This is a genomic window from Microbispora sp. NPDC088329 (genome assembly GCF_040685655.1).
Taxonomy (GTDB): Bacteria; Actinomycetota; Actinomycetes; order Streptosporangiales; family Streptosporangiaceae; genus Microbispora.
In genome coordinates, this window is sequence record NZ_JBFBIP010000011.1 from 137380 (window position 1) to 158891 (window position 21512).

At 73.6% G+C, this 21512-nt stretch carries 20 protein-coding genes; 2 read left to right on the forward strand and 18 right to left on the reverse strand.

From position 1 onward, the window contains the following. Positions 1-5: 5 nt before the first annotated feature. From AB0O28_RS21745 to AB0O28_RS21830, 18 genes are all read right to left on the reverse strand, one after another. Positions 6-647: a response regulator transcription factor gene (locus tag AB0O28_RS21745; protein WP_363642999.1), complete on the reverse strand. Its 642-nt coding sequence runs from the start codon at positions 645-647 to the stop codon at positions 6-8. 84 nt (positions 648-731) lie between these two features. After that, positions 732-2510, reverse strand: a complete 1779-nt coding sequence (locus AB0O28_RS21750) for a condensation domain-containing protein (protein WP_363642819.1) — start codon at positions 2508-2510, stop codon at positions 732-734. 13 nt (positions 2511-2523) lie between these two features. After that, positions 2524-3945: a carboxyl transferase domain-containing protein gene (locus tag AB0O28_RS21755; RefSeq protein WP_363642821.1), complete on the reverse strand. Its 1422-nt coding sequence runs from the start codon at positions 3943-3945 to the stop codon at positions 2524-2526. A 27-nt stretch (positions 3946-3972) separates the two neighbouring features. Continuing rightward, the gene (locus tag AB0O28_RS21760) at positions 3973-4695 is read right to left on the reverse strand and encodes a 4'-phosphopantetheinyl transferase superfamily protein (protein WP_363642823.1); all 723 of its coding nucleotides are present in this window, start codon (positions 4693-4695) and stop codon (positions 3973-3975) included. A gap of 29 nt (positions 4696-4724) precedes the next feature. Next, positions 4725-6227, reverse strand: coding sequence for a class I adenylate-forming enzyme family protein (locus tag AB0O28_RS21765; RefSeq protein WP_363642825.1), 1503 nt, complete (start codon positions 6225-6227; stop codon positions 4725-4727). A 10-nt stretch (positions 6228-6237) separates the two neighbouring features. Further along, entirely contained in the window at positions 6238-7278 is a 1041-nt protein-coding gene (locus tag AB0O28_RS21770) for a 3-oxoacyl-[acyl-carrier-protein] synthase III C-terminal domain-containing protein (protein ID WP_363642826.1), read from the reverse strand. Beyond that, complete coding sequence (locus AB0O28_RS21775) at positions 7275-8813, reverse strand: amino acid adenylation domain-containing protein (RefSeq protein ID WP_363642828.1); 1539 nt, start codon at positions 8811-8813, stop codon at positions 7275-7277. The genes AB0O28_RS21770 and AB0O28_RS21775 overlap by 4 nt, the downstream gene beginning before the upstream one ends. Before the next feature lie 2 nt (positions 8814-8815). After that, positions 8816-9868, reverse strand: coding sequence for a beta-ketoacyl synthase N-terminal-like domain-containing protein (locus AB0O28_RS21780; protein ID WP_363642830.1), 1053 nt, complete (start codon positions 9866-9868; stop codon positions 8816-8818). Continuing rightward, on the reverse strand, positions 9861-11072 hold the full coding sequence (locus AB0O28_RS21785) for a beta-ketoacyl-[acyl-carrier-protein] synthase family protein (protein WP_363642832.1): 1212 nt from the start codon (positions 11070-11072) through the stop codon (positions 9861-9863). Before AB0O28_RS21785 ends, AB0O28_RS21780 begins: the two co-directional genes overlap by 8 nt. A gap of 3 nt (positions 11073-11075) precedes the next feature. Beyond that, positions 11076-11333, reverse strand: a complete 258-nt coding sequence (locus tag AB0O28_RS21790) for a phosphopantetheine-binding protein (RefSeq protein WP_363642834.1) — start codon at positions 11331-11333, stop codon at positions 11076-11078. 64 nt (positions 11334-11397) lie between these two features. Next, complete coding sequence (fabG, locus tag AB0O28_RS21795) at positions 11398-12138, reverse strand: 3-oxoacyl-ACP reductase FabG (protein WP_363642836.1); 741 nt, start codon at positions 12136-12138, stop codon at positions 11398-11400. Next, on the reverse strand, positions 12131-13474 hold the full coding sequence (locus AB0O28_RS21800) for an MATE family efflux transporter (protein WP_363642838.1): 1344 nt from the start codon (positions 13472-13474) through the stop codon (positions 12131-12133). The genes fabG and AB0O28_RS21800 overlap by 8 nt, the downstream gene beginning before the upstream one ends. After that, positions 13471-14613 (reverse strand): acyl-CoA dehydrogenase, encoded by a 1143-nt coding sequence (locus tag AB0O28_RS21805; protein ID WP_363642840.1) that lies wholly within the window; start codon positions 14611-14613, stop codon positions 13471-13473. Before AB0O28_RS21805 ends, AB0O28_RS21800 begins: the two co-directional genes overlap by 4 nt. Then, complete coding sequence (locus AB0O28_RS21810; RefSeq protein ID WP_363642842.1) at positions 14613-15287, reverse strand: acyl-CoA dehydrogenase family protein; 675 nt, start codon at positions 15285-15287, stop codon at positions 14613-14615. The genes AB0O28_RS21805 and AB0O28_RS21810 overlap by 1 nt, the downstream gene beginning before the upstream one ends. Beyond that, on the reverse strand, positions 15284-16186 hold the full coding sequence (locus AB0O28_RS21815; RefSeq protein WP_363642844.1) for a hypothetical protein: 903 nt from the start codon (positions 16184-16186) through the stop codon (positions 15284-15286). Before AB0O28_RS21815 ends, AB0O28_RS21810 begins: the two co-directional genes overlap by 4 nt. 2 nt (positions 16187-16188) lie before the next feature. Next, complete coding sequence (locus AB0O28_RS21820) at positions 16189-16443, reverse strand: acyl carrier protein (protein ID WP_363642846.1); 255 nt, start codon at positions 16441-16443, stop codon at positions 16189-16191. Positions 16444-16455: 12 nt separating this feature from the next. Then, positions 16456-17766 (reverse strand): type III PLP-dependent enzyme, encoded by a 1311-nt coding sequence (locus AB0O28_RS21825; protein ID WP_363642848.1) that lies wholly within the window; start codon positions 17764-17766, stop codon positions 16456-16458. Between the two features lies 1 nt (position 17767). Beyond that, positions 17768-18709, reverse strand: a complete 942-nt coding sequence (locus tag AB0O28_RS21830; protein WP_363642850.1) for a 3-oxoacyl-[acyl-carrier-protein] synthase III C-terminal domain-containing protein — start codon at positions 18707-18709, stop codon at positions 17768-17770. A gap of 213 nt (positions 18710-18922) precedes the next feature. Between AB0O28_RS21830 and AB0O28_RS21835 the strand changes: the two genes are divergently transcribed. Further along, positions 18923-19234, forward strand: coding sequence for a hypothetical protein (locus tag AB0O28_RS21835; RefSeq protein ID WP_363642852.1), 312 nt, complete (start codon positions 18923-18925; stop codon positions 19232-19234). Positions 19235-19241: 7 nt separating this feature from the next. After that, positions 19242-21488, forward strand: a complete 2247-nt coding sequence (locus AB0O28_RS21840) for a TOMM precursor leader peptide-binding protein (protein WP_363642854.1) — start codon at positions 19242-19244, stop codon at positions 21486-21488. Positions 21489-21512 lie beyond the last annotated feature (24 nt).

Here is a 21512-nt window from a genome sequence, read left to right on the forward strand (position 1 = left end):
CCGGATCACGGAATCCAGCCGGCCTCCTCGGCGATCCGGATGGCGTCCACGCGGTTGCGCGCGTTCAGCTTGGTCACGATCGTCGTCAGGTAGTTGCGCACGGTTCCCACCGACAGGTGCAGGGAGGCGGCGATCTCCCGCGCCTCGCTGCCGGTCGCGGCCAGGCGGAGCACCTCGATCTCCCGCCGGGACAGCGGATTGGCGGCGCCGTCCCAGGCGGCCAGGGCCAGCTGCGGATCGATGACCCGCCGCCCGTCCGCCACCCCGCGTACCGCCTCGGCCAGGCGTTCGGGCCGCGCGTCCTTGAGCAGGAAGCCCGCGACGTGGGCGCTCAGCGCGCGCCGCAGCGTTCCCGGACGGCCGAGGTTGGTCAGGATCAGGGTGCGGCAGGACGGCAGTTCCCGGGAGAGGATCTCGGCGGCGGTCAGACCGTCGACGTACGGCAGGTCGATGTCGATGATCGCGACATCGGGGGTGAGCCGGAGCGCGGTGGGCACGATGTCGTCACCGCGGCTCACGCTGGCCACCACGGAGAAATCGGGTTCCAGCTCGAGCAGCGCCACCAGTGCTCCCCGAACCATGTGCACGTCTTCGGCAAGGAGAATTCTCAGCGTCCGCAATCCCGTTCCGTCCCACGGAGAAGGCATAAGCAGAGCCACTTTCTATCACCGTGAAGCAGATACGTCCATTTTTCTGGTATTTCCCCCTACCATTTTCACCAATTGTGTGGCTCAGCGGCCCGGCCCCTCGTCCAGAACCCCTTCGCGCCGCCAGGCGGCCGGGTCGGCGAGGTCGCGCGGGGGACGTTCGCACAGGACGTAGTGGCGGGGCGTCATCGCGGTCGGACGGCCCGGCAGCGCCGCCATGCACCGGTCGTGCGCCTGGACGACCGACGTCACGCCGGGCGGTCCCGATGGGTGCGCGGTCCCCTCCGCCGTGGCGGCCACGAACGCCACCAGCTCGCGGCCGTCGACGGCTGGGAAGACCCGGGCCGGGCAGGGCGCGAGCGCGTCGTCGACCAGGCGCTGCACCTCGGCCGGCTCGATGAGACAGTGGTCCAGCAGTAGCCGGCCTCCGCCGTCCCCGATCGGCGGCAGGCCTATCAGATGACGCATCCCGGCCCGGTCGAGGTCGCCGGCCGCCGCCGCCACGATCAGCCGCTCCACGGCCCGCAGCATGGACTCGAGCTCACCTTCCGGCACCCGGCCGCTGTCCCCGGTCCACAGGTCCAGCCGGAGCGCCCGGTCGGCCTCCCACAGGTCGAAGCGCACGGTCGCGGGCGTGGGCGGCATCGGCCGCGCGCGCAGCCGGGTGCGCGGCAGGGTGTCGATCAGCCGGTCGGCGGGAGGCGGCCCGGGGATGCCCGGGTCCCTGGCGTCGATGATCACGTTGTTGAAGAACGGCTCGAAGCAGAAGGCGACCCCCCTGTCCCGCTCGATGCGCCGTGCGAGCTCCATGCGCCGCGTAACGTCGTACATGCCGTGCCGGCCGGCGAGCAGTCCGCTGGTCCAGACCCGCCGCACCAGCTCGTCGAAGCCGTCCGCGTCGGCGTCCGCCAGCTGGAGCCCGGCCTGCACGAGCGTGCCCGCGTAGTTCGCCAGCCGGTCCCCGAACCGGTTGCCGACCAGGACGGTGAAGGGCCAGCGGGTGCGCCCCGTGCGCTGGGCGATCACGGCGCACGCCGCCGCCAGGACGACGTTCGACCGGCTCGCCCGGGTGCGCGCCGCCACATAGGGCAGAGCCAGGGCCGCGGCCGGCGACCACAGCTCGACCGCGACCGAGGCGCCGGGCCCGCCGGGGCGCGGAGCCGGGTACAGGCACTGCGGCAGGCGCCGCAACTGCTCCTCGAAATAACGCAGGGTGGCCTCGGCCCGCCGCCGTCCCCGAGGGGCGGCCTCGGCCCGTGCCTGATCCAGCGGCTGGTGGACGGGCGGCCCCGGACGGCGGCCCGCCGGGTCGCGGAGCATCCGGGTGAACTCGCGCTTGAGCACGGCTATCGCCTGCCGGTCCACCGCCAGGTGGGAGTATCCGGCGAGCACCGCGCGCACCAGACCCCCGCTCACGACGGCGGCGACCCGCAGCGGTAACTGCGTCTCCGGATCGTACGGATCGGCCCGCAGCGAGTCGCCGATCTCGTCGAGCAGCTCCTGCGGATCTCGGGCGTCGTCCGGGCCGGCCTCGTAGACGTCGAGCATGAGTTCGCCGGCGGCGGCCACCCGCTGGAGGGGCTTGTCCTGCCCGGAGAAGGTGGTCCGCAGCGTTTCGTGGCGGCCGATCAGGGCGGAGAGGATCTCGACGACGTCGGCCACGGTCACCCCGCCGGGGAAGTCTGCCGGGATGTCGAAGGCCCACTCGAGCGTGGCGTGCGCGAGCCCGGCCTCGTTTCCGGCCTCGCGCAGCCACGCCAGGATGTTCAACTGCCCGTGTGTGAGCGGCCCTGTCTCGGCCCGGTCGCCGCGAAAGCGCACCGGGACGCGGTGACGCGTGGCCGCCGTCGTGTCTGTGGTCATGTGTCGCTCCGTGTCAGAGAGGGATGTTTCCGTGTGCGCCCCGCCCGGGGAGCGCGTCGGCCAGGGCCCTGGCGAGGGCGCCGCGGGTCCGGTCCGGCTCGATGACCTCGTCCACCACCCCGATTCCGAGCGCCCGTTCCAGGCCGCCGGCGTCCCGTTCGTGCTCCTCGGCGAACCCGGCCGTCAGCGCGGCGCGCTCCGCCTCGGGCGCCGCCGCCAGCTCGCGGCGGCGCAGGACGCGCACGGCGGCCGTGGCGTTCATCACCGCGATCCGCGTGGCCGGCCAGGCGAAGACGCGGGTCGCGCCGAGCGATCGGGAGTTCATCGCGATGTAGGCCCCGCCATACGCCTTACGCGTCACCAGGGTGAGGCGGGGCACGGCCGCCGCGGCGAAGGCATGCAGCAGCTTCGCCCCGCGGCGCACCACCCCGTCGTGCTCCTGTTGCACGCCCGGCAGGTACCCCGGCACGTCGACCAGGACGATCAGCGGGATGCCGAAGGCATCGCACATGCGGACGAACCGCGCGGACTTGTCGGCGGCGGCCGCGTCGATGCACCCGCCCAGGCGCATCGGGTTGTTGGCGACGACCCCCACCGTGCGTCCGCCGAGGCGGCCCAGGGTGGTCACCATGTTGGGTGCCCAGCGGGGGTGGAGCTCGACGCCCGGCTCGTCCAGCAGCCCCCGCACGAGCGGGTGCACGTCGTAGGCACGGCGGTCGGACTCGGGCAGCAGCGGGGAGAAGTCCACCTCCCCGACCCGCTCGGGCGCCACCGTGCCCTGGCGGCCCAGCAGGTCGGCCAGCCGGCGGGCGTGCGCGAACGCCTCCTCGTCGGTCCGGGTCACCACGTGGACCACGCCGCTGCGTCTGCTGTGCGGCTCGGGACCGCCGAGCGCGGCCATGTCGACGCTCTCCCCCGTGACGCTGCGGACCACCTCGGGGCCGGTGACGAAGATGCGACCGGCCTCCGACATGATCACGATGTCGGTCAGGGCGGGTCCGTACGCGGCTCCGCCGGCGGCCGGGCCGAGCACCACGGACACCTGGGGCACCACCCCGGAGGCCCTGGTCATGGCCGCGAAGACCCGCCCGACCCCGTGCAGCGACGCGACGCCTTCGGTCAGCCGGGCCCCGCCGGAGTGCCACAGGCCGATGATCGGCGCGCGTTGCCGTAGGGCCAGCTCGTAGGCCGCCACGATACGGTCGCAGCCCGCGGCGCCCATGGCGCCGCCCTGCGTCCGGGCGTCGGTGCAGAACGCCACGACCGGCAGGCCGTGCACGAGCCCGGTGGCGGCCTGCACACCGCTCCGGCCGGGCGGGCCGAGCGGGCGGGCCGAGCCGGGGTCGAGCAGCGCGGCCAGGCGTGCCGACGGGTCTTCGGGATCGGCGTCCGCCACCGGAGGCGGGGGGATCGCCGCGGTCATCTCGATCGTCATGACGGCATTCCTCTCTGTCGCGAAGCCTCACGCGCGGCCGGCCAGCAGCGGGCCGGCGTCTGTCTCGACGACCACCGGATCGCGGGCGCCGGCGACCGCCAGCGCCGCCGCGTAGCCCTCTCCCGGGTCGAGGTCGCGGAGGGCGAACCGGGAGGTCAGCTCGGGCCGGCCCACCCAATCGAGCAGCCGGGGCGGCTCGTCCGGGGCGGAGACGGTGAGCGCGCGCATGGCCACGCGCAACCCGTCTCCGGTGGCCTTGAGCAGTGCCTCCTTGCGGGTCCAGTAGCGGGTGAAGCCGTGGCCGTCCTCCCCCAGCCGCCGCAGCTGGGCCAGCTCGGGCCGGGCGAGCACCCGGGCCGCCATCGCCTGGATCGGACGGTCGAGGGCGACCCGCTCGACGTCGACGCCGACCTGCGGGACGTCCGCCACGGCCAGGACGACCTTGCCCGCGGAGTGGGAGACCGACAGGCCGATGCCGGTGCCTCGAAGGCAGGGCTTGCCGTGCGGTCGCGGGCAGTCGGGACAGGTGCGGTCGATAGCCACACGGTCGGGCGCGGTCCCCAGCCGGGCGCCCGCGACCAGGCGGGTCAGCGCCACCCCCACCACGAACCTGGCCCGGTCCCGGCCGCGCCGCAACCCGTCGAGCCGGGCCCGTTCCGGCGGGGACAGCAGCCGCTCCAGGTGGGCGGGCGCCGCGTCGGGGACGCCGGCCCACCACACTTCGCAGACGGCCGGGCCGGTGCTGGTCAACGGAGTCTCCTTCCGGTCGCGCGCGGGGCTCAGGCCGGGGCCCCGGTGAGCTCGGGGACGTGCTCGGCCAGCGCCCGCTTGTCGGTCTTGCCGTTTCCGTTGAGCGGGAGAGCACCGAGGGTGAGGCACCTGGCCGGCACCTTGTACGGCTCCAGCTCCCCCCGCAGCAGGCGCAGGACCTCGTGCGGGGGCAGGTCGGTGGCGGCCACCAGCACCGCATCGGGGCGACCGGCGGCGGGCGGCAGCACGGCCGCGGCCCGCACTCCCGGCACCCGCTGCGCGGCCGTCTCCACTTCGGTGGCGCTGACCCGGAAGCCGCGCTCCTTGTAGACGTCGTCGCGGCGGCCGGCGAAGTAGAGGTAGCCGTCCGCGTCGAGCCGGCCGTAGTCGCCGGTGCGCAGCTCCGGGAAGAGGCCCTCGGCCCTGAGGAAACGCGCCTCGGTCAGTCCGGGCCGCCGCCAGTATCCGGCCATCACGTTGGGCCCGCGGACGACGATCTCCCCGGTCTCCCCCGCGGGCAGGCGGCGGCCGTCGTCGCCGACGACGAAGACCTCCGTGCCGGGCAGCGGCAGACCGCACGCGCCCGGCCGGCGCAGATCCTCGTCCGGCGGCATGATGGTGGCCCTCTTGCACTCGGTGAGCCCGAACATCAGCTGAACGCGCATCCCCGGGATGTGCCGCCGCAGGGTCGCCAGGACCTCCACGTTCATGGCGGCGCCGGTGTTGGTGAGGAGCCGGAGCGCCGGCGGCCGCCCGCCGAGCCGGTCCAGCAGCAGGGCCAGGTTCTGGGCCAGCGAGGGCACGGCCGGCAGCACCGTGGCCCCGCTCTCGCACAGATCCCGGGCGAGGCTGCCGCCGGCCTGCGCGGCCGAGCGGAGCTGCACGTGGGCCCCGCCCAGGGCGGCGAGCAGGAGCTGGTAGAGCCCGTAGTCGAAGGCGAGCGGCAGCGCGCAGAAGACGACGTCCCCCGGCCGGTACGCCAGCCTGGCCTGGATGGCCCGCGCGGCGTAGACCATCTGCGCGTGCGTGGAGACCACGGCCTTGGGCATGCCGGTGCTGCCGGAGGTGTAGATGAGGCAGACCGGGTCCACCGGGAGCGGGGGCTCCGCCGGGTCGGCCGGAGGGCCGGGGACGGCCGCCGCCTCGGCGATCTCGCCGGGGGTGGCCACGGCGACGCCGCGGGCCTTCGCCTGGGCGAGCACGGCCTCGTCGCCGGTCACCAGCAGGCGCGGCTCGGCGTCGGACAGCACGTGGGCCAGACCGGCGCCGCGCACCTGCTCGTGCAGGATCACGAAGGCCGCGCCGATCCGGGCGCACGCGTACAGGATGGGCGGCGTGACCGGGGACGGCGGCAGCAGGACGACGACCCGGTCGCCCCGCCGCACGCCCCGCTCCAGCAGCAGACGGCCGACGCCGTGGCTGGCGGCGTCCAGTTCCGAATAGCTCAGGGTGCGGCCGCCGCAGGAAATCGCCGGCGACGGGCCGAACCGGCTCGCGGCCTCGTCGAGCAGACCGTGCAGAAGGTCGATCATGGGGAACTCCCTAGTCTCCGAGGTCGCCTGCCTGCAGGACGACCGCACCGAATGTCGCGCCCAAGCCGACCGCGGCCAGCACGTAGCGGTCTCCGGGCTTCAACCGGCCGGCGGCTTTCAGCGCCGCGAGGTTCACCAGCGGGTCGCCGGCCTGGAGGTGGCCGATCCGTGGCAGGGCGTCCAGGTAGACGCGCTCCATCGGGAGCCCGAGGCCCTTGGCCACGCTTTTCCAGGACAGGCGGTTCACGTTGTGCGGCACCACCATGGCGACGTCGTCCAGGTCCAGTCCCGCGGAGCCGACCGCGGTGCGGATGACCTCGCAGAAGACCGGAGCGTAGGTCTGGTGGTACTCGCGCTCGTCGTCGGGCCCGAGTCCGACACCCCGGTAGAACCTGCCCCGGGTCACGAAGTGCGAGCCCAGCACCGTGTCGCCGATGGGGTGGTCGTCCCTGCGGCCCAGCAGAGCGGCGGCGGCCCCGTCGCCGATCAGGGCGATGCCGGGGATGTGCCGTAACAGCTCGGTGAAGCCGCACTCGCCGGTGACGACCAGCGCGCGGGCGGCCGGCGGCTCGCCGGCCAGCAGCGTCGCCGCGAGGTCGAGCGCGAAAAGTCCCGAGGCGCAGTTCTGCTGGCTGACCGAGAAGGCCGAGGCCCGGTGGAGGCCCAGCGTCCGGCGCAGCCGGTCGGCCAGGTTGACGCCGAGCGGCGCGACCTGCTGGGTGGTGTGCGCGTACAGCAGATAGCGGACGGTTTGCGGGTCGACGCCCGCGAGGGTGGCGCGGGTGGCTTCGAGCAGCATGTCCGGCAACCGCGCGCCGTCCGCCACGCGCACGCTGGAGAAGCCCAGGAAGCGGGTGTACATCTTCATCCGCTGCTCGGCGAGGCCGGTGTACGCGCGCAGCGCGGGCCCCGACAGCTCGGTGCCGGGCAGGCAGGCGCGCACCCGTTCCAGGACGGCGCCGCGACCGCAGAGTGCCGGACGAACGACGCCGTCTCGTCCCGGGCGTTCGCCCGATGGCGGGGTGCCGGCGGGCCTCGCGAAGGCGCTCACCGCGCCACCCGCTGCCGCGCCAGGCAGGCCAGCTCCTTGCGGTCGGTCTTGCCGTTGCTGTTCAGGGGGAACTCTGCGACGTGCTCCAGATAGCGGGGAACCAGCGAGTCGGGGAAGATCCCCCGCATCGCGCGGACCAGCGTGGCGCGGGGCGTGGCCTGCCCGGTGTAGAAGGTGTAGAGCTCGCAGGCGCCGTCGACCTCCACCACGACCGTGGCCGACTCCGCCACGCCGGGGCAGCGCCGCATCCCCCAGTCGATCTCGGCCAGCTCCACCCGCTGCCCGTGGATCTTCACCTGGCTGTCCTGGCGGCCGAGGAAGCCCAGTTCGCCATCGGGCAGCCGGCGGACCCGGTCACCGGTCCTGTACCAGCGCCGCCCGCCGTACTCCAGGAAGCGCCCGGTGTCGTCGGCGGGGTCGAGGTAGCCGGGGAACATCTGCGGGCCGGTCACGCACAGCTCGCCCTCGATCCCCGGCCGGTCGTGCTCGTCGCAGATCAGGTGGGCCATGCCCTCGTGCACCGCGCCGATGGACAGGAACCCGTTGACGGCCAGGCCGGGTGAGATGTCGGGCTCGTACCGGTGCACGCTGCAGGAGATGGTCAGCTCGGTGGGGCCGTAGAGGTTCTCCAGCGTCGACTTGGGGGCGGCGGCCAGCCAGGCGTCCGCGTCGGCCAGGGTGAGCGGCTCGCCGCAGAACAGGCTCCACCGCAGCGAGGGGAACGCCTCGGGGCGCAGGTGGCCGAGCCTGCGGACCGCGGCGATGGTGCTCGGAGTGGAGAACCAGACGGTCAGGCCGTGTCTGGCGACGAACTCGGGCAGGTCGAAGAAGGCCTGCTGCGGCGTGCTCACCACCGAGGCGCCCGCCCCCCACGCCGCGAACAGGTCGAACACCGCCAGATCGAAGGTCAGGTCGAAGGTCTGGGAGAAGACGTCGGCGGTGGTGAAGCCGTACCGCGCGTGCACGGCCCGCAGGTAGTGGTCGACGTTGCCATGGGTGACCGGCACCCCCTTCGGGCGCCCGGTGGAGCCGGAGGTGAACAGGATGTAGGCGACGTCGCCGGGCGTCGCGGGCCGGGGGACGGCCAGGGCGAGGGCCGGGTCGGGGCGAAGCGCGTGGCCGCGATCCGCCGACGGCTGGAGCACCGGCAGATCTGCCGGTAAGGCGCCCGCGAGCTCCGCGGCCACGCGCGCCCCCTGGGCGTCCGCGATGATCGCGTCCGGCCGGGCCGCGTCCAGCATGCGCTGCGTGCGCTCGGCCGGGAAACGGGGGTTGAGCGGCACGGCGGTCGCCCCGGCGTACAGCGCGGCCAGCATGCCGGCGTAGGCCTCGACACTCCGGGTGGCGAGGATGCCGACCCGGTCCAGCCGGCCGCCCGACTCGGCCAGCATCGTGCCTGCCCAGGTGAGGGCCAGTTCGTGGAGTTCGCCGAAGGTGAGACGGCGACGGTCCACGACGAGCGCGGGATTGCCGGCCCCCAGCTCCAGGCCCCAGGAGAAACGGTCGTGCAGGGTGTGAAATGGCTGTGCTGACATGGTCACTCGCTCCCGGAGAACCTGAGGACCGCCATCGCGGCGACCCCCGTCTCGTCGAAGGCCGCGACCAGGGCGGACCGCCCGGCCAGCCCGGGATCGCGGCGGCGCAGGGTGAGGACGTCGGCGAGTTGCACCGCGGCGAGCGCGCTGTAGCAGTCGCCCGCGATGCTCTCGGCGTCGCGCCAGCGCATGGCCGGATCGGGGAACAGGCCGGCCAGGCCCCGCCGCCGGTCGGCGTCGGCGTGCGGATCGCCGGTGCCCGACAGCGACACCACGGCGACCTCCTCGGCGGGCACCCCCGCCGCCGCCAGGGCGGCCCGGCCGAGCCGGTGGCTCGCGGCCCGGTCATCGGGGTCCCCGAATGTCTGGACCGTCACCGCGAGCAGCTCCGCCCAGGATCGCCGGCCGGGCCGGGCCGCGGCGGCCCGCTCGAGGACGAGCATCGCGGCCGCCTCGCCCAGGGGCGTGTCGTCCCCCCGGGGCCGCCCCCGGACGGCCGTCCACGCGTTCTCCGGAGTGAACTCCTCCACCGCCCCCACCAGGAGGGCATCCGCGTGACCGGCCCGCAGCGTCAGCTGGGCGTGCCGCATGGCCAGCAGCCCGCTCACCCTGCCGCCGGAGACGGTGGTGTTGATCGCCTTGGCGCCCATCCTGATGGCGGCATGGCTGGCGGCGCAGTTGATCACCGTGTTCGGGAACTTGATCGGATTGACCATGTGCGGCCGCTCGTTGACGAAGCTGTCCCGGATGAACTCCGCCGTGCCCGCCACGCTGCCGCAGCTGGTGCCGAGCGTGACTCCGACGCGTTCGGCCATCGGCTCGATCCGCAGGTCCGCGTCGGCCGCCGCCTCGTCGCAGGCCATCAGCGTGAGCGCGGTCGTCCGGTCGATGAACCTGGCCGTCCCGCGGCCGAGCCGCTTCACCGGGTCGAGCCCCGGGTCCACGAAGGCCCGGGTGACCGGGAGCGGGACCGCCGCCTCGGGGCGGCAACCGGCCGAGCCGGCGCCGGCGGGGCCGACCTGGCCCCAGCCGGTGATCAGCAAGGTGTCAGGCATCGCCCCTCCCGAGGATGACGACGGCGTTGTTGCCGCCGAACGCGAACCCGTTGTTCTGCACGATCGACAGGTCGGCGGGCCGGGCCTGGTTCGGCACCGGGTCGATGCCGGCGAGCTGCGGGTCCGGCGTGACGTGGTTGATCGTCGGCGGCAGGAACCCGTGGGTCATCGCCAGTGCGCAGGCCATCGCGCCGAAGCCGCTGGCCGCGCCCATGCTGTGCCCGAGGGCCGACTTGATCGAGCTGACCGGGGGCGGGTCGTCGCCGAAGACCTCCAGGATCGCCAGCGCCTCGGTCAGGTCGTTGGTGGGCGTGCCGGTGCCGTGCGCGCACACGTAATCGATCTGGTCGGCGCGCACGCCGGCGTTGCGGTGCGCCAGCCGGAAGCAGCGGGCGATGCTGTTCCGGTCGGGCGCGACCATGTGCGAGGCGTCGCAGGTGGCGCCGTACCCGAGGACCTCGCCGTAGATCCGGGCCCCGCGGGCTCGTGCGTGGTCCATGCGCTCCAGCACCAGCATGGCTCCGCCCTCCGCGGTGAGGATGCCCGCCCTGTCCCGGTCGAACGGGCTGCACCGCTCTTCGGCCAGCGCGCCCAGGCGCAGGAACCCGGCATGTGTGTGCCGCGCCACCGAGTCGGCGCCGCCGGCGAACGCGATGTCGGCCTCCCCCTGCCGGATCAGGTCGAAGGCGAAGCCGATGGCGTAGTTGGCGGCGGCGCAGGCGGTGGCGATGGTGGCCGCCTCGCCGGTCAGGCCCAGCTCGTGGTTGACCGCCGCCGAGAGGCGGCCGGCCGGCAGCAGCCGCGCGTCGTGGGGCTCGGTCGCCGGGTATCCGTCCAGCGCCCACGTCCTGGCGAGGTTCACGTCGATGACCGCCTCGCCCGAGGTGGTGCCGACCGCGGCCGCGGTCCGCGCCGCGGCCAGGGTGGCCGGATCCAGGCCGGCGTCCTGGACCGCCAGGCGGGCCGCCGCGGCGGCGAGCTGGCTGCTGCGTCCCCACTCCGCGGGGTCCAGCCGGTGCAGTATCGCATCGGGGTGGAAGTCCTCCACTTCACCCGCCATGACACGCGGGAACCCCGTCGTGTCGAAGCTCTTGATCCGTGAAGTGCCGGACTTGCCGTTGCGCAGCGCGTCCAGGAAATCGCCGACGCCGATTCCGATGTTGGACACCGGCCCGAGGCCGGTGATCGCGACACGAGTGGACACGTGTCACCAGCCGGCCTTCTCGGCGACCACCCGGTAGGTGGCGCTCAGGTCGTTCAGCCGGGTCAGGTCCTCCTGTCCCAGCTCGACGCCGAACCGCTGCTCCAGCCGGGCGGCGAGTTCGATGAGCAGGAACGAGTCGGCGGACAGATCGTCGGCGAACGACGTCGCCCGCTCGACCTCCTCGGGTGTGGCCTCAAGCAGGTCGGCGACCATCGTGGCGATCTGGGTCAGCCGCTCGTCGACAGGGGCCGTGGTCTTCATGGATGTCTCCTTCAGGGTGGGTTGCGCGGTGGGCTGATGCGGTGGACTGATGTGCGGTGGTGGGCTACAGGTGCAGGCCGCCGTCGACGGGGAAGATCGCCCCCGTGACGTACGCGGCGCGGTCGGACACCAGGAACGAAACGGCGTCCGCGACGTTCTGAGCGGTGCCGAACCGGCCGAGGAGGATGCCCTGCTCGGCCCGCTGCCGCTCCTTGCCGGTCAGGCCGGCGACCATGTCGGATTCGATGTATCCGGGGGCGACCACGTTGGCGCGCACGCCGAACGAGGCCACCTCCTTGGCCAGGGCGAGGGTGAATCCGTTGATCCCCGCCTTGGACGCGGCGTAGTTGGTCTGCCCGGCGTTGCCGACCAGGCCGGACACCGAGGAGATGTTGACCAGCACTCCCGCCCGGCGCTTCATCAGCCGGTACACGACGCTCCTGGTCAGGTGGTAGGCGCCGTCGAGGTTGGTACGCAACACGCTGGTCCAGTCGTCTTCCTTCATGACCGCCAGCGCCCGGTCCCTGGTGATGCCCGCACAGTTGACCACCGCGTACGCGGGCCCGATCCGCCGCTCCGCCTCGCCGACGAACGCCTCGACCTCCCCGGCGTCGGCCACGTCGACCCGGTCGGCGAACACCTCGGCGCCCAGGTCGGCGGCCTGCCGCGCCACCTCCCCGGCCGCATCGGCGGCGCTGTGGTAGCAGAAGGCGACGTCGTACCCGTCCGCCGCCAGTTGCAGGACGATGGCCCTGCCCAGGCCGCGGGAACCGCCGGTGACGATCGCGCAGCGCCTGTCAGCCATTTCCCTGCCCCTTTCCGCCGCGCATGAGCAGCATCGCGAGCGGCGCCCCGAGGACGAGTCCCGCCACGTTGGCGACCGCCATGGTCTGGTAGAGGGGCGCAGGACCGGCCGCGGCCGAGACGAGCGCCCAGCCGGCGACGAGCACGGCCACGGCCCACAGGAGGTTCCCGGCCAGGGCCGCGAGCCCGTGCCCCGTCTCCTCCAGGACCGCCGCGCCGGTGAGCGTGCACCCCATGCACGCCCAGGTGGGGGCGATCACGGCGAGGACGTTCCGCGCCTCGCCGGCCACCGCCGGATCCGCCGCCACGGTGGTCATCAGCACGTCGCCCCCGAGCACGACGGCCAGGACGATCAGGACATAACCCGCGGCGGCCACCCGCATCCCGAGCCACAGCACCCGCCGGGCCAGCTCCGGCCGGCCGGCCCCCCGCGCCTGGTTCATGGCGATCGCGACGGCGGAGCCGAAGCCGATCCCCGGCACCACGATCAACGTCTGCAGCGTGTACGCCAGGCTGAAGCCGGCGACCGTCTGCGGCCCGAACGGGGCCAGCATGCGCACGTAGCCGAGGTTGAGCGCGAACAGCACCAGGTAGGAGACGGCCACGGGAGCGCCGATCCGGACGAACATCCGGCCCACCGCAGGCTGCCACCAGCCGTGCCCGGCCGCCGGGCGGACGCCCCGCCTGCGGGTCAGCAGCACGCCGAGGACGCACTGGACGATCCCGGCCGCGGCCACGGCGACGGGCACCGCCATGATCCCCCAGCCGGCCACGGAGCTCAGCAGGTACACCCCGGCGACCTCGACCACGAGATAGGTGAGGCTGACGGCCGACCCCTGCCCGGTCGCCCCCGTCCCGCGCAGCGCCGCGGCCAGCACCTCCCCGATCAGGGGGAACAGCATGACCAGCGCCATCGCCCGGACGAAGGCGCGGAAGGCGGGCTCGTCGGCGGCGCCCATCCCGACCAGGCCGGCGACCTGCGCGCTCCCGGCCACCAGCAGGGCGCCGAGGGCGGCGTACGCGGCGAGGCCGCCGTAGAGGAATCCGGTGAGGAACCGTCCGGCGCCCGCCGGGTCACCCGCACCGGTCCTCACCGCGGCGGCGACCTGCGCGGACACCGACAGGCCCGCCATGACCGCGGTGTAGACGAGGCTGATCGGCACGTAGACCGACCGCAGGTAGAGGTCGTCGCCGCCCGCCCGCGCCAGGATCGCCAGCACGACGAAGCTCCCGGCCAGGGTGGCCGCCATGGCGCCCGCCATGGGCAGCCCCAGACGCAGCAGCCCCAGGGCCGAGGGCCTGCCGTCGACGATTCCGGCCGTCGCCGTCGCGCTCATGCGGCCGCCTCCCGGCGCCTGAGGTGGTCGCGGGCCACCTGGAGCCGCTGGACGTTGCCGGTGCCCTCCATGAACTCGAAGGCCGACGCGTCGCGCCACCACTTCTCCAGGAGCGGATGCTCCGGCAGCGCGCCCCGGCCGAGCAGCCGCGGCAGCCGGGTGGTCATCCGCTTCGCGAGCCGGACCCCCTCGATCTTGGCGGCGGCGGCCAGACCGGGGTGGTCCGGGCCGGCGTCGACCGCGGCGGCGGTCCGGTACACCATCGCCCGTACGGCGGCGATCTCGGCCTGGGCCGTGTCCAGCTCCGCCCGCTCACACCGGGTCCAGCCGGTGCGGGCCGCGCGGACGTAGTCGCACACCGCCATGGAGGTCCCGACCGCCATGGCCGCGATCTGGGTGCGCATGTCGCTGAACACCCGGATGGCGCCCCACATGCCGCGCCGGGTCGGCGGCAGGTGCGAGCCGAGCAGCTGCCGCTCGGCGACCGGCACGCCGGTGAGCTCGATCTCGCTCAGACGGGCGCCGCGTAACCCGATCATGGGCAGCGCCCTGGCCGACCACCCGGTGGCGGGGCTTTCGACGAGCATGGCGCGGATGGCGAGGGGCCCCTTGCCGGTGCGGGCGAAGACCACGCCGACGTCGCCGCGGGTGCCGTTGCCGATGTACCGTTTGACCCCCACCAGCCCGTGGTCCGGGACCAAAGTCGTGCTCATCCGTGTCGCGTCGCTGCCCACGTCCGGTTCGGTTATGGCGCAGAAGGTCCAGGTGCGGCCGTCGGCGATCCGCTGGAAGAACCGTTCCTGCTGTTCTGGGTCGCCGAGCAGGTGCATCACCACCCCGGCGAGCGCGGGCCCGGGCAGGGCGAGGACGCCGGCGGCGTCGCCGTACGCCAGCTCGATCAGCCCGATCACCACGAGCAGGCAGGAGCCGCCCTCCAGAGCCCGGCCGCCGAGGCGGATCGGGTCGGGATTGACGGCGGACGGCGTCGACAGCCGGCGGATCAGGCCGATCGCGGGCGAATCGAGGTGCACGTCCATGCCCCCGGGGTCCGCGTCGATGCGCAGGGCCCTGGCGCGCAGGTCGGGGGCGACTTCGGCGGCGGCGGACCGCAGCAGCGCCAGATGTCCGTCGAGTTCCATCACCCCTCCTCCCCCGGGCACCACTCCACCCACACGTCCGCGACCAGTTCCGACACGTACAGCTCGGCGGCCGGGTGGTCGGTGAGGTAACCGGCGGCGCCGAACAACGTGGCGATCCACCAGCCGATCTCGCCGATCCTGGCGTGCAGCCGTCCGGCCGCGGGTGCGGAGGCCTGCCGGGCCATGTGCCGGCACATGTCGATGGCGGCCAGGGCGTCGGCCACCGTGCCCTGAACCAGTTGCCGCCGGATGATCGGCTCCCCGTCCGCGTGCCGCCGGGTGAGGTGCTCGATCGCCAGGTCCAGCAGCCGCCGGGCCACGCCCAGGCGGGCCGCCGCCAGCCCCGCCACCAGTTCGGGCGCCAGTTCGGCCGGGGGCCGCACGCCCGGTGCATCCGCCGGCGCGCCGGCCGGGGTCACGCTCAGCAGGTCGAAGCCGGCGGACGCGGCGAGCGGGTGCTCGATCGGTGTGAGGAGCACCCGCTCCCAGGCCGTGCCGTCCACGCGCCATCGGCGGACCCCCGCCGCCAGGCCGGCCGGCAGCGCGACATGGCCGCGACCGGCGCACACCTCGTCCGGCGCCGGGCCGAGCAGCACGGTCACCGCCGCCGCCAGCCCTTCGGTGCGGCCGACGTGCTCCACATGGCCGATATCGGGCCGGGTCGGCGCGATCATGGGGTGTCCTCCTCAGGGCCCGGCAGGAAGCCGGCCGCGTGGAGCCGTCCGGTGGCGGGGTCGTAGTCGGCCAGGAGCAGGGCGGCGTCCTGCCACCGGTCGTGCCCGGCCAGCTCCAGCCAGGTCGCGGTGCACAGGTGCCGCTCCGGGGCCACCCGCACCTCGTCGCCGCCCGCGCCGAGCTCCCGCGCGCAGGACGCCAGGGTGGATCCGAGCAGCAGCACGGCCCGGTCCGCGGGCAGCTCCCGGCGTACGCGGGCCACCTCCGCCGCCAACCGCCCGGGCTCAACCGGGACCTCCCACACCGACGCGAGCGCGGGACCGTCGAGCCCGGTCCCGACCACGATCGCCGCCCCGGCGTCGCGTACGGCCGCCCCGTGCACCCTGTCGTCCCAGAACGGCAGGGTGTTCTGGTCGAACACGAAGACCGCGCCGGTCCGCGCCTGGCCAGCGGCCACCATGCGTTCGACGAGCCGCAGCGCGGTGAACGGGGCACCGACGCCCTGGTCGGACACCGAGAACGCGACGGTCCTCTCACCGCGACAGCGGTAGGCCAGGAAGCACGCGGCCGACGCGGAGAAGTCCAGGTCCGGGGTCTCGTGGGCCAGGACGACCACATCGAGGTCGGGCAGGCCGGGCACGTCCGCCAGCAGCCGCTCCCCCATGGCGATGAAGGAGTGCAGGCCGCCTGAGGCCAGCTGGGCCGACACCTTCTCGTGGTCGATCGGCGGCAGGCCGAAGGACGCCTGGTGGTCCGCGATGACCTGGAGCCGGGCCGGCTCGAACTCGTAGGTGCCCCGTTCCGGGAACACCCGGCCGGCCGCCCGGCCCATCCGCAGCACCGGCCGATCGCTCCGCTTCCGGACGGACGCCGGGGCGTCCGCGGGGGCGAGGATCATTCTCAGCCCACCTTCTCCGTCTTCATCAGGAAGTCCGCGAGCGATCCGACGGTCTCGAACACGTCGTGTTCCAGCTCGTCGGCCTGGATCTCCACGTCGGCCAGGTCCTCGAGGACGATCAGCAGCTCGATCACGCTGGTCGAGTCGAGCGCCAGCTCGTCGAAGAGCCTGGTCTCCTCGGCCACCTCCCCCACGCTGTGGCCGAGCACCTGCTCCAGGGCGTTCTTGATGTGGTAGACGATCTTGTGACGGTCCATTGCCTGTTCTCCTCACTGTCCGTACTGGTGATGGCGCTGCTGCCGCAGCAGGTCGTGCGGGGTGTCCCGGCGCCGGACCAGCCGGGCCCGGCCGTCGTGGACGAGGACCTCCGCCGGAAACCCGTGACTCAGGAACAGGCCGGGCGAGGCGGTGGGGCCGTACGCCCCCGAGCGCTCCACGCCGAGCAGGTCGCCGGGCCGGAGGTCGGGCAGCGTGACGTTCTTGCCGAGGGTGTCGTTGGGGGTGCACAGCGGACCGGCGATGTTCCATGGGCCGGTCGCGGGACGGGACGGATCGGTCAGCGGCACGATCGGGAAGTCGCGATGGGCGAACGAGCCCACGCCGACGGCCGCCATGTGGTGGTTGGTGCCTCCGTCGACCACGGCGAAGCGCACGCCCATCGAGGACTTCACGTATCTGACCCGCACGACGTACGTGCCGGCCCGCGCGGTGAGGTACCGGCCGGACTCGAACAGGAGGCGGACCCCCGGATGCCTGGCGCGGAAGGCCGACACCACCGGTTCCAGGCCCTCGCGCAACCCCTGGAGGTCCGGGTCCGACTCGCCGTGGAAGTAGGCCACGCCGAGCCCGCCTCCCACGTCCACCGCGGACAGGTCGACGCCCGTCGCGGCGGCCACCCGTTCGGCCAGGTCCAGCGCCCGCCGCGTGTTGTCCACGACGGTCTCCGCGTCCAGGATCCGGGTGCCCAGGTAGGCATGGGTGCCGGCGATGTCCAGGTCCCGATACCGCCGGGCCAGGTCGCCGGCGGCGAGCAGCACCTCCTCGTCGATGCCGAACGGCCGCGGCTTGCCCCCCATGGTCAGCCCGGCGCCCCGGGGAGGCCGGCTCGGATTGACCCGCAGCAGCACCCGCTGCCGGATTCCGGCCGAGGCGGCGAGGCGGGCCACGTCGGCCAGCTCGTCGAGGGATTCGACGACCACCGCGTAGATCCGGGCGGCGACGCACGCCTCGATCTCCTCCTCGCTCTTGCCCGGTCCGAGGAAGATGACGTTCCCCGGCGCCACCCCGGCGGCCAGTGCGGTGTGCAGCTCCGCCAGGGACGACACCTCGGCCCTGGCACCGTGGGCGGACAGCAGGGAGACCACGCTGATGTTCGGGTTGGACTTCAGCGAGAAGAAGACCTCCACGCCTTCCGGCAGCGCGCCGCGCAGCTCGGCCAGCGAGCCGGCCATGCGATCGCCGTCGTAGACGAACAACGGAGTGCCGTACTCGGCGGCCAGGAGTTCGTAGTCGATGGCCGCGCCGGCCATCGCGTCGATTCCGCCGTGGCTCTCCGGGTCGACCTCGTCGATCACGGTCATTTCAGTCACCGCCCGTTCCGATCCGTACGACCAGTGCGCCGAACGCCGCCCCGATCCCCACGCAGGCCAGGACCACCGCGTCGCCAGGGCGGAGCAGTCCCGCCCGCCGGGCGGCGTCGAGGTTGACGAACGGATCCGCACAGAACAGGTGGCCGAATTTCGGAACATTGTCGAGAAATATCTTTGACAGTGGAATGTCCAGCGCCCCCGAAACGCCGAGCCAGGACAGCCGGCTGACATTGTGCGGGAGCACCAGCGCGATATCGGAGGGCTTCAGCCCGGCGCGGTGCACCGCTTCGCCGATTACATCGGCGAACGTTCGCACGTAGAGACCGATGAGTTCCCGCATGTTCTCCTTCTCGATGTGTCTGCCGGCGTAGAACTTGCCGTGCAGGCGGAAGGCGCCGGACAGCACGCGGTCACCGGATCCGCCACTGCCGACCAGAACAGCGGCGGACGCCTCCCCCAGCAGCGCCACGTTGGGGATGAATCGCATCTCCGGGCAGAAGGCGCGCTCTCCCATCACCACCAGAGCGCGGCCGTCCTGTTCCGCGGACAGAAGATGGCCGGCCAGCTGCACCGCGTACAGGCCGGTCGCGCAGTTCTGGTGGCTGACCGAGAAGGCGACGGCGTTTTCCAGGCCGAGCGTGGCGCGGAGCCGGTCGACGGTGTTCACCCCGGGCGGCGGCGCCTGCGGGACGGTCTGCGCGTAGATCAGGTAGCGGACCCCGGCGGGGTCGGCGCCGTCCAGCGCCCGGCGCGCGGCCGACGCCAGCAGGTCCGGCAGGGGGATGCCGTCGGCGCTGGCCACCCGCTCGTATCCGAGGAAGCGGCGGTAGGTGCTCAGCTGGGTGTCGGGGAGGCCGAGGAGATCGCGCAGCTCCTCCATGCCGAGGCTGGCCTCGGGGATGAAAGAGCCGACCCGGTCAATCGTGACCGTCATGGACCCGGGCCTTTTCCATCGCGGTGATTCCTTTCCTGATGCCGAAATCCGGACCATGCCGAGAATGCAGCTGTCCCGACTTATCCGCCTAGTGATCGCTTAAGCAAAAACGATGTGATTTATTCACGGTCGATGAATGATCAGAACCCTGGCCCGCCACGCGGGCCGGCGCGCAGAATCGTGACGGATTCGCCGGTCAACCAGGAGGTGCGCATGAACGGCTTCGAGACTGTCTCGGCCCCCGAATCCGTCAGTGACGTCGAGCGCGACTGGCGCTTCGCCGACCTCGTCCTGCACGCCCTGATCGACCCCGGGCTGGCCGGACGCTACCGGCGGGATCCGCGTGCGGTCCTGGCCGGGTACGGCCTCCACCTCGCGGTGGACGCCACACCCCCGGCGCTGCCGGCCGCGGACGCCCGGGACCTGGTCGTGGAGGACCTCGATCACGGCGGGACCGATGTGGCCTTCTTCACGCTCTGCTGGGTGGACGAGGACGTTCAGCACGCCGTTCCGGCCGGGCGATGAGGCGTCCGTGGACTCCACGGGTGACCCGTCCGCGCTCGCCGAGCCCACCGCGCTGATCGGCTTCCGGCGCCATCTGCGCACCGCGGTTGTCCCGGGCGACGGGGTCTGCCTGGTCTCCCCGCGCCGGACCCTCGTGCTGGCCGGACGCTCGGCCGAGACGCTGGCGTCGCTGCTGGACGGCACCCGCACCCTCGCCGAGGTGGTGCGCGACGCCGCGCCTGAGCTGTCCCCCCGCCAGGTCGGGCAGGCGCTCGGCCGGCTGGCCGAGGCCGGCCTGATCGGCCGGAGCCGTCCCGGCGGCGCGCGCCGAGCCGACCCCGGCAGCGAGGCGTTCTGGGACCTGGCCGGGCTGGACCCGGTCCGGGCCGGGGAGGCGCTGAGCGGCAGCGCGGTCGAGGTGGTGACCGCGGGCGGCGTCGACGCGGACACGGTGCGGCGCGCCTGCTCCGCCTCCGGCCTGACCGTGGCCGACGCCGGCACGCCCGCGGCCTTCTCACTGGTGATCTGCGGGGACTACCTGGACCCGGAGCTGGCGGAGGTGAACGCGCGGCAGCTGGCGGGCGGCCGTCCCTGGCTGCTCGCCAGTCCCCACGGCCCCGACGTGTGGGTGGGACCGGTCTTCCGGCCCGGCTCCGGGCCGTGCTGGTCGTGCCTGGCCACGCGGCTGCGCGCCCACCGCCGCCCGTACGCGGTCACGGGCGTGCGCCCCCCGGACGCCTCGATCCCGGCCGGCCGCGCGCTGGCCGTCGAGGCGGCGGTGCTGGAGGCGGCGAAGTGGCTGGCCGGGAGCCGCCACGAAGGCCAGGACACGATCTGGGCGCTGGACACGCTGACTTTGGGCAGCCGCCGTCACCGGCTGTCCCGCCGCCCCCAGTGCCCCGACTGCGGCGACCCGGGAGTGGTCGCCGAGCGCGTACGCAGGCCCGTGGTGCCGGTGAGCCGGGGCAAGTCCTCCGGCGAGGGCATCGGCCGGCGCGCCCTGTCCAGCGCGGAGATGTGGGCGCGGTACAGCCACCTGGCCGATCCCGTCACCGGCGTCGTGGCCGAGATCCGGCCCGACAGGATCGGCGCGTCCCCCTCGCTGTACCGATACGTGTCCGGCGCGAACCTGGCTCTCGGCGGGGGCAGCCTGCCGTCGCTGCGGACCAGCCTGCGGATGCCGAGCGGAGGCAAGGGGACCACCGAGCTGGAGGCCAAAGTGAGCGCCCTGGCCGAGGCGGTCGAGCGTTACTGCGGCTCCCGGTCCGGAGACGAGCCCACCGTCCGCGCCGCCTACCGCGACCTCACGGGTCGGGCCGTGCATCCGGACGACTGCCAGCTTTTCCATGATCTCCAGTACCGGGACCGGGACCGCTGGAACCGGGCGAACCCGCCGGCGTTGCGCGTGCCCTCGCCGTTCGACGAGCACGCCCAGGTCGACTGGACTCCGGTGTGGTCGCTCACGCAGGCGCGGCAGCGGCTGATGCCCACCGCGCTGCTCTACTACGGCGCGCGGGCCGGCTTCGGCTCGGCGTGCTCCAACGGCAACGCCGCGGGCGCCAGTGTGGAGGACGCGATCGTGCAGGGCTTCCTGGAACTGGTGGAGCGGGACGCGGTGGCGATCTGGTGGTACAACCGGATTCCCCGGCCTGCGGTCGACCTGTCGTCCTTCGACGACCCGTGGTTGCGGGGACTGCGGACGGCCTACCAGGCGCTGGACCGGGAGATATGGGCGCTGGATCTCACCTCCGACCTGGGCGTCCCGGTCGTCGCGGCGGTCTCCCGTCCGATGGGAGGCGCGGGCCCGGGAGTCCTGCTCGGGTTCGGAGCCCACTTCGACATCCGGGTGGCGGTACGCCGGGCCATGACCGAGCTGGCGCAACTGCTGCCCGCCGCCGACGGCGGGGGCGAGCCGGGCGCCCTGCTGGGCTCCTGGTGGCGGCGGATGGCCCGCAGCCCGCAGCCTTACCTGCAGCCGGACCCCGGGCAGGCCCCCTGCGTGGCCGGCGCCCACCCGCACGCCCGGCGGGACGATCTGCGTGACGACGTCGCGGACATCTGCCGCCTGGCCGGACGCCACGGTCTGGACGTCCTGGTGCTCGATCAGACCCGCCCCGATGTCGGCATGCCCGTCGTCAAGGTCGTGGCGCCGGGCCTGCGGCACTTCTGGCCGCGGCTGGCGCCGGGCCGCCTGTTCGACGTGCCCGTCCGGATGGGCTGGCGTGCTTCGCCGACCCCCTACGAACGGCTCAACCCGATTCCCCTGTTCTTGTGATCCGCACCCGGCACGCCGATGCGG

Coding starts and splice junctions, on each gene's coding strand:
- AB0O28_RS21750 (WP_363642819.1), bottom strand. CDS start 2,510: ATGACCACAGACACGACGGCGGCCACGCGTCACCGCGTCCCGGTGCGC.
- AB0O28_RS21780 (WP_363642830.1), bottom strand. CDS start 9,868: ATGCCTGACACCTTGCTGATCACCGGCTGGGGCCAGGTCGGCCCCGCC.
- AB0O28_RS21765 (WP_363642825.1), bottom strand. CDS start 6,227: ATGATCGACCTTCTGCACGGTCTGCTCGACGAGGCCGCGAGCCGGTTC.
- AB0O28_RS21830 (WP_363642850.1), bottom strand. CDS start 18,709: ATGACGGTCACGATTGACCGGGTCGGCTCTTTCATCCCCGAGGCCAGC.
- fabG (WP_363642836.1), bottom strand. CDS start 12,138: ATGGCTGACAGGCGCTGCGCGATCGTCACCGGCGGTTCCCGCGGCCTG.
- AB0O28_RS21790 (WP_363642834.1), bottom strand. CDS start 11,333: ATGAAGACCACGGCCCCTGTCGACGAGCGGCTGACCCAGATCGCCACG.
- AB0O28_RS21755 (WP_363642821.1), bottom strand. CDS start 3,945: ATGACGATCGAGATGACCGCGGCGATCCCCCCGCCTCCGGTGGCGGAC.
- AB0O28_RS21825 (WP_363642848.1), bottom strand. CDS start 17,766: ATGACCGTGATCGACGAGGTCGACCCGGAGAGCCACGGCGGAATCGAC.
- AB0O28_RS21775 (WP_363642828.1), bottom strand. CDS start 8,813: ATGTCAGCACAGCCATTTCACACCCTGCACGACCGTTTCTCCTGGGGC.
- AB0O28_RS21815 (WP_363642844.1), bottom strand. CDS start 16,186: ATGATCCTCGCCCCCGCGGACGCCCCGGCGTCCGTCCGGAAGCGGAGC.
- AB0O28_RS21745 (WP_363642999.1), bottom strand. CDS start 647: ATGCCTTCTCCGTGGGACGGAACGGGATTGCGGACGCTGAGAATTCTC.
- AB0O28_RS21800 (WP_363642838.1), bottom strand. CDS start 13,474: ATGAGCGCGACGGCGACGGCCGGAATCGTCGACGGCAGGCCCTCGGCC.
- AB0O28_RS21835 (WP_363642852.1), top strand. CDS start 18,923: ATGAACGGCTTCGAGACTGTCTCGGCCCCCGAATCCGTCAGTGACGTC.
- AB0O28_RS21810 (WP_363642842.1), bottom strand. CDS start 15,287: ATGATCGCGCCGACCCGGCCCGATATCGGCCATGTGGAGCACGTCGGC.
- AB0O28_RS21805 (WP_363642840.1), bottom strand. CDS start 14,613: ATGGAACTCGACGGACATCTGGCGCTGCTGCGGTCCGCCGCCGCCGAA.
- AB0O28_RS21820 (WP_363642846.1), bottom strand. CDS start 16,443: ATGGACCGTCACAAGATCGTCTACCACATCAAGAACGCCCTGGAGCAG.